At 52.7% G+C, this 5,343-nt stretch carries 8 protein-coding genes; 2 read left to right on the plus strand and 6 right to left on the minus strand.

The genetic code is table 11. The annotated features are described in order from the left end of the window. Positions 1-33 precede the first annotated feature (33 nt). Complete coding sequence (locus YWE_RS28155) at positions 34-270, plus strand: FaeA/PapI family transcriptional regulator (protein WP_154661442.1); 237 nt, start codon at positions 34-36, stop codon at positions 268-270. A 431-nt stretch (positions 271-701) separates the two neighbouring features. Here YWE_RS28155 and YWE_RS28160 read toward each other — a convergent pair whose 3' ends face one another. The 5 genes from YWE_RS28160 to YWE_RS28165 all read right to left on the minus strand — a co-directional run bounded on the left by YWE_RS28160 (position 702) and on the right by YWE_RS28165 (position 3,071). Then, positions 702-1,820: an LPS O-antigen chain length determinant protein WzzB gene (locus YWE_RS28160; protein ID WP_051323483.1), complete on the minus strand. Its 1,119-nt coding sequence runs from the start codon at positions 1,818-1,820 to the stop codon at positions 702-704. A gap of 31 nt (positions 1,821-1,851) precedes the next feature. Then, positions 1,852-2,127: a hypothetical protein gene (locus tag YWE_RS0120490; RefSeq protein WP_029096158.1), complete on the minus strand. Its 276-nt coding sequence runs from the start codon at positions 2,125-2,127 to the stop codon at positions 1,852-1,854. A gap of 35 nt (positions 2,128-2,162) precedes the next feature. After that, positions 2,163-2,360 (minus strand): IS1/IS1595 family N-terminal zinc-binding domain-containing protein, encoded by a 198-nt coding sequence (locus tag YWE_RS32090; protein WP_428829293.1) that lies wholly within the window; start codon positions 2,358-2,360, stop codon positions 2,163-2,165. A gap of 97 nt (positions 2,361-2,457) precedes the next feature. Beyond that, entirely contained in the window at positions 2,458-2,640 is a 183-nt protein-coding gene (locus YWE_RS32095) for an IS1/IS1595 family N-terminal zinc-binding domain-containing protein (RefSeq protein ID WP_428829294.1), read from the minus strand. A 128-nt stretch (positions 2,641-2,768) separates the two neighbouring features. Beyond that, positions 2,769-3,071, minus strand: a complete 303-nt coding sequence (locus tag YWE_RS28165; RefSeq protein WP_036016698.1) for an ANR family transcriptional regulator — start codon at positions 3,069-3,071, stop codon at positions 2,769-2,771. 181 nt (positions 3,072-3,252) lie between these two features. Here YWE_RS28165 and YWE_RS28170 point away from each other — a divergent pair, with 181 nt between their 5' ends. Then, positions 3,253-4,275 carry an RNA-directed DNA polymerase gene (locus YWE_RS28170; RefSeq protein WP_051323484.1) on the plus strand — a complete coding sequence of 341 codons (1,023 nt, stop codon included), beginning with the start codon at positions 3,253-3,255 and terminating at the stop codon, positions 4,273-4,275. Between the two features lie 16 nt (positions 4,276-4,291). Here the strand turns inward: YWE_RS28170 and YWE_RS32100 are convergent, their stop codons facing one another. Continuing rightward, a complete protein-coding gene (locus YWE_RS32100) occupies positions 4,292-5,008 on the minus strand; it encodes a hypothetical protein (RefSeq protein ID WP_428829296.1) in 717 nt (238 codons plus the stop codon). Positions 5,009-5,343: the final 335 nt, after the last annotated feature.

Raw genomic sequence — 5,343 nt, forward strand, 5'->3', positions numbered from 1 at the left:
AACTTGTTAGCCGCCCTCAATCGACTCTGCACGATGAAATATTCTGCCGTAAAAGGCGAGGTCGATATTCAGGGTGATCTCAGTGATGAGATACTGAGAAANATCGCGCCAACGACCAATGATGTGGCCGTAGCGCTGGTAGATTTGAACGTTTATCAAACTCGCTACCAGTTGCTCCGCCTGGTTGAAGAAGGTGTTGTGCTTAGAACCGGTGTGAGCAAAGGCCTTCCACTGCACTGGTGGCTCATTAGCGTGGGTAACAATACCTGACNGAAGTGCATATGCAGTAACTCGATTGACTTGCCTTATTTTAATCACTTACCAGCATCACAATGTTGTATGCCAAATCAATCATCGATAATGTTGGAATAAGCCGCTTACAAAATTATCAATCAGCAAGAAAAGCATTCAATCGATTATGCACCCTGTTAGGGATAGTCCACAATGTTCTGACATGCCGTCTCAGCCCCCCCTTATTAAGCTCTACCGAATCTTTTTTCCTGCCATGGTCAAGCCCTGTCCTTAAGTCTTAGTCCCCTGAACGAACTTATCTCACCCATTCCATCCAATCAGCAACCAGATAGAACACGCTGCCAAAAATGGCGAGGGCAATATACAGTGCTATCTTTGTCATCATTATCCCCTAAAATAAGGTAGTCGTGACGTAGCCTCAGGTACGTTGCCCCATCACTACACGGGAGTTAACTTCTGCGATAACGGGCAATACCGTCTGTCACCAGGACGGCACCCATACCGAGCATCCCGCCGAGCAATACCCCCAATACCAATATCAGGGCTTTCTTAGGCCGGTCCTTTTTCACGTGTTCCCCCGGCGTGAGCTGATAACGATACACCTGCGCGGTCACCTGCTGTTGCAGTAACGGCGCCAGTAGACTCAGTTCCCGACTGATATCATGATACCGAACGGGGTACACTATCGGACTCTCCATCAAACTGTTGATTTCCGCACTCAAAAAGTTCTCACCCAGCATGTATTTGTGTACCGAATTCGCCAGCTCAATCTTGGTTCCACCGTTGCTGGCTGAATTGGCGTAATAGTCCTTAATCCCGGCACGCTGAGCCGTACTGTGTGACCGGGTGAGGTTCGCCAACTGATTCGTCCTGTCAGCTTGCAGGCTAAAGTCGATATCCTGCTGTTCCTTTTGACGTGCCAATATCATGGCCTGAAGATTGTTTTGAAATTCAGCCTCATCTTGCGCAATCACCTGGTCATTGATGCGCTCAACATAATCGGTTAGCAAGGCCAGCGCGGTCTGGGGATTATCCGCCGACGCCGACAGCATAAAGTAAGGGAGGGTTTTCTTTTCATCCGGCGGGGACGTCACCAGCCCCTTGTCCGCCATCTCCGTTAGCCAAACGCGTTTTGCCTGCGAGTCCATCGATTCAGTCTGTTGTTTAACGTAGGCCGTCTCAGATAAGTAAGTCAGCTTCTCATTGGGGCTGGACACCATCTCGGTGAACCGGTTGAATAAATGGTTGGCTATCGCCTGTGGGTCGGCGTTAATGCCACTCACCCGAGCAAAGGCCCGTCTTAATGTCAGGTAATCGTCCATCTGGGCCATTCTCGGCGGGGAGACATAAGCTTTGACCGTCCACTGTTCTTTGGCGGTAAAGGCATAGATGCCGGCTATCAGGGTGGTAACCAGCGTCACCATCAGAATCAAGCCTTTCTTGTCCCAGAGTCGAAGGAGCAACTCAAACAGGTCTATCTCATCGTTAGGGTTAGCATGACGAGACCCAGCCTGATTGGCAGTATGACCTGATGGGGCGTTTAACGTTTTTTGACTTATTTCACTCATCGTCATACCTCATCGGATGCCATGACACGGGTTATTGTTGTGAGACTTCCGGATGGGCACTGAGGGCAAGTATCGGGCAGTCTCGTGCAGGCTTGACCGGGGCCGGGAATGACGCCAGCCATAACGCCGTAATGGAAGCAGGCGGTGGTTCGCTGAGTACGGAGACCGGGGCGCAACGAAGAGGGCCTAAGCGCTGACCATGCCCCTCCGCATCTCGGGAGGAGGATAACCATGGCATGGGGACCATCACCGCTATCGCCAGCAAGGTCACCGCACTGACCACAATATCCAAACTGGTCACTCTCATGACACACGCTCCCTGTTGTTACCTTGCCTCGTCGATTAGCCTCCGACACGGTCATTCCCATCCGTTTGATAAGCCGGGTAAATGTACCGGCCCTGAAACGTTCCTCGGCAACCGAGGCACATGTAACGCGGTAAGCCACTGCGGGCTTTACCGTGTTTGCGGATTTGCGTCACTGTATCGCAATGCGGACACGCCGGGCGTTGCCGTTGTTTGAGTAAAGTCATCATCGTCATCTAAAATCTCCGAGACCGGACCTGAGTCGTAAGCGGTCTATCGTTGTCACGACCACAGGCAGGGCGCATCACTGTCACCCTCGGTCTGTTAAACACGTTAAGCCTCGGTCACTGACGGGGCCTGGCAACTCGTCTGATAAACGTATTTACCCTGAAACGTGCGCCCACAGTCACAACAGCGGTAACGCTGAAAGCCACAGCGCGATGTTCCATGTTTGCGCACCTGAGTGGTGTCATCGCAATACGGGCAAACGGGTGGGGGTTTTCGGTATATGAACATCGACAGACTCCTTATTCAGGGGATAGTGACCCCGGTAAACATTTCATAACTCAGTAAAATTAGGTTGTCCTACAATCAACGCCATATCTCGGTGATGGGGATAAATCACCCCGGCCGTCAGCGCACACTTACTCATCATCCCTAACCGCTTCCCGGGCGTTTTTTAGGGAGATTGGGGTCGAGGCCAGGGATTTTAGGTCAGGTGACGATACGGTCCGACCCGCATAGCCAAGACCCTGTCTCGCCTCATGACTGCAATATCTCGCCCGTGACCCCGCCCACAGTCGGTTCTCAAGCAAGCGGGCAACATCCTCGGCCATCGCCCAATACTGAGACGCGCCTCTCCAATCACCGGACTGCTCTTTTAACGCGGCAATATGTGCCAACTCGGGATAGTGACGGACTGGTTCAGGGTTCAAACGTTGTGACATAACGACACCTTCAACATAAATAAAAACGGCAGGAGATTAACCACCACACCATACAAGCCACGCGCTAACGTTAACGCTAAAAAACAGGGTGTTGACGTGAAGAACATTTCGAACCAGACTGATTTAGTGATGTGTCAGGTCGCAAAATAACCACCCATCAACCATTAACCCCTCGAGTTGCATGTCGGAATTATTTTCCCACACCCTGCTTGAGTCCGCCTTCACCTGGCTCTGCCAAACCCGCAAGCACTTCCCCGCGAATGCCGGTGTCTGGCACCTTCGATTTCATTGGAGGGTTGAAAAACAGCGCCTCTACCAGCAACTGAATGCCGGGACGTATCAACTCTCACCACTCCAGTTAGTCAAAACCGCCCAAGGGGACACCCGGGCTATCTGGTCTTCACCGGATGCGTTAGTGCTTAAGTGCCTGACCCTGCTGTTGACCGCACTGCTGCCCGTGCATCCACGGTGCGAACACATCAAAGGTCATCAGGGCGGCAAGAAAAGCGTACAACGTCTCCACCAGGTGCTTCGCCAACCGAATCATCGCTTTGTCTGTCGTACTGATATCAAGGGCTATTACGCCCGAATCAATAAGCAGACCCTTTACTCACAGGTACAATCTCATGTTCAAAATCCGATACTCCTCAACCTTGTCTGGCAGTTCCTGCACTACAGTGTCGAAGACGGTGGCACTTTTCATGCGCCTGAATTCGGCATTGCTCGCAGTTCCTCACTCAGTCCACTCTTGGCCGCATTCCACCTATATGAGGTGGATGCTCACTTTGCCAACCAGCCGAATCTGGACTACTCACGCTATATGGATGACTTTTTCATCATCGCTAAAACCCGCTGGCAGCTCCGCAGGGCAGTCCGAAAGCTTAATCAGTTCTTCAACCAATATGGCTTTCGCCAACACCCCGATAAAACCTTCATCGGCCCCACCCGCAAAGGCACCGACTGGATGGGCTACTGGCTAACCGACCAAGGTGTCCAATCTGTCGCACCCAGAGCCCTCGCCAACCACCTTACCAAGCTACGCCGGCTTTATGAGCAAACCCGACACCTGCCTGCTAGACAGCAGCAGGCGCGGGTGGCGGGGTATATTGGGCGGTGGTACTTGGTGTTTTTTCCTGAATTCCCCCGCATTCTTGGGGCATCCTTCCGAGTTGTGTCACCTTGGCGTCCGGGCAAGGCTTTCTAATTTGGCCTAGTTGGAATTATAATGCCTCCTCACATAACATCGGCGTTCTTATGGTGTTGTAGACCATCGTGTTGTTCGGATACGCCCGATAATTTTCGGGGCTACTTTGTGTGTAAGCCGTTGCCCCGCCCCATCCGACTTGTAAACTTGTTGCTGCTGCCCCATTCATGACAACGCTGGTTGGGGATGATATGTACTGATGGTCAGTCCATGCCGTGTCGTGACTACTCCACGCTCCTGGGACACGACTCAACGTTCTATTGAATACGAGTAATGGTCCGGCCGACCCAGCGAATGAACCCCACTCATTCCATATGCTAAGTACCGGGTTCGGTTGTGTCGTTCGTGAACCGTATCCTACAAGCCTTGTTCCTGTGGCCGCCGTTTGTGGGCTTGGACATACCGTCGCTCCATCCGTACCCGCGCTCCTTGCGGGCGCACTGACACTCCCCCATAGCCTTGGGTTGACCACGTGTTCATACGACATCGAGCCGTTCGTCGCTGCAATATTGATAACCGCCGCCGTATAACCGCTCGCCGGCTTTCCAGTCAGAGTTATGATGCCCGTCGAGCGGCCGACCGAGACCCAGGGCGAATCGCTCGTAAATACGTATGCGTTGTTGGTCGCAGAGGACGTCCCGTTCATCCATATTTGATATGTCGCGTTAGTATAACCGGTACGGGGGAATCCGCTGTTACCTGCAAACTGATACCCATTCACGTTTAACTTCACGCTGGCCGGTAGGGGTATTGGTGCCGCTGGCACGTTCAGGGTGTAGGTGCTGGTCAGTATCGGCGAATTGTTCATCCATGGACTCCCGGTCTGAGTGGTGGTCAGCACCTCAGCACCAACCTCCAGCGTCACCACGCTGCCCGGGAAACTAGTGTACAGCGGGGTGGATAACTGCGCAGGTGCCAGTGGAGTACCATTGTGCTTCCACACATACGTGGCCGATGGCTGGTCAACCCATGACAAGAGCCCAGTGTCCCCATCCGCGTCGTGTTGGACCTGCGAAAGTAGGTTACCGGTGAGGGCAAACATATCGGGAGTTACCGTCTTGCTCACTG

Source organism: Budvicia aquatica DSM 5075 = ATCC 35567, assembly GCF_000427805.1.
GTDB classification, from domain to species: domain Bacteria; phylum Pseudomonadota; class Gammaproteobacteria; order Enterobacterales; family Enterobacteriaceae; genus Budvicia; species Budvicia aquatica.

Excerpts from the sequence above, each read along its gene's own strand:
- YWE_RS28160 (WP_051323483.1), bottom strand. The coding sequence starts at position 1,820 with ATGAGTGAAATAAGTCAAAAAACGTTAAACGCCCCATCAGGTCATACT.
- YWE_RS0120490 (WP_029096158.1), bottom strand. The coding sequence starts at position 2,127 with ATGAGAGTGACCAGTTTGGATATTGTGGTCAGTGCGGTGACCTTGCTG.
- YWE_RS32090 (WP_428829293.1), bottom strand. The coding sequence starts at position 2,360 with ATGACGATGATGACTTTACTCAAACAACGGCAACGCCCGGCGTGTCCG.
- YWE_RS32095 (WP_428829294.1), bottom strand. The coding sequence starts at position 2,640 with ATGTTCATATACCGAAAACCCCCACCCGTTTGCCCGTATTGCGATGAC.
- YWE_RS28165 (WP_036016698.1), bottom strand. The coding sequence starts at position 3,071 with ATGTCACAACGTTTGAACCCTGAACCAGTCCGTCACTATCCCGAGTTG.
- YWE_RS28170 (WP_051323484.1), top strand. The coding sequence starts at position 3,253 with ATGTCGGAATTATTTTCCCACACCCTGCTTGAGTCCGCCTTCACCTGG.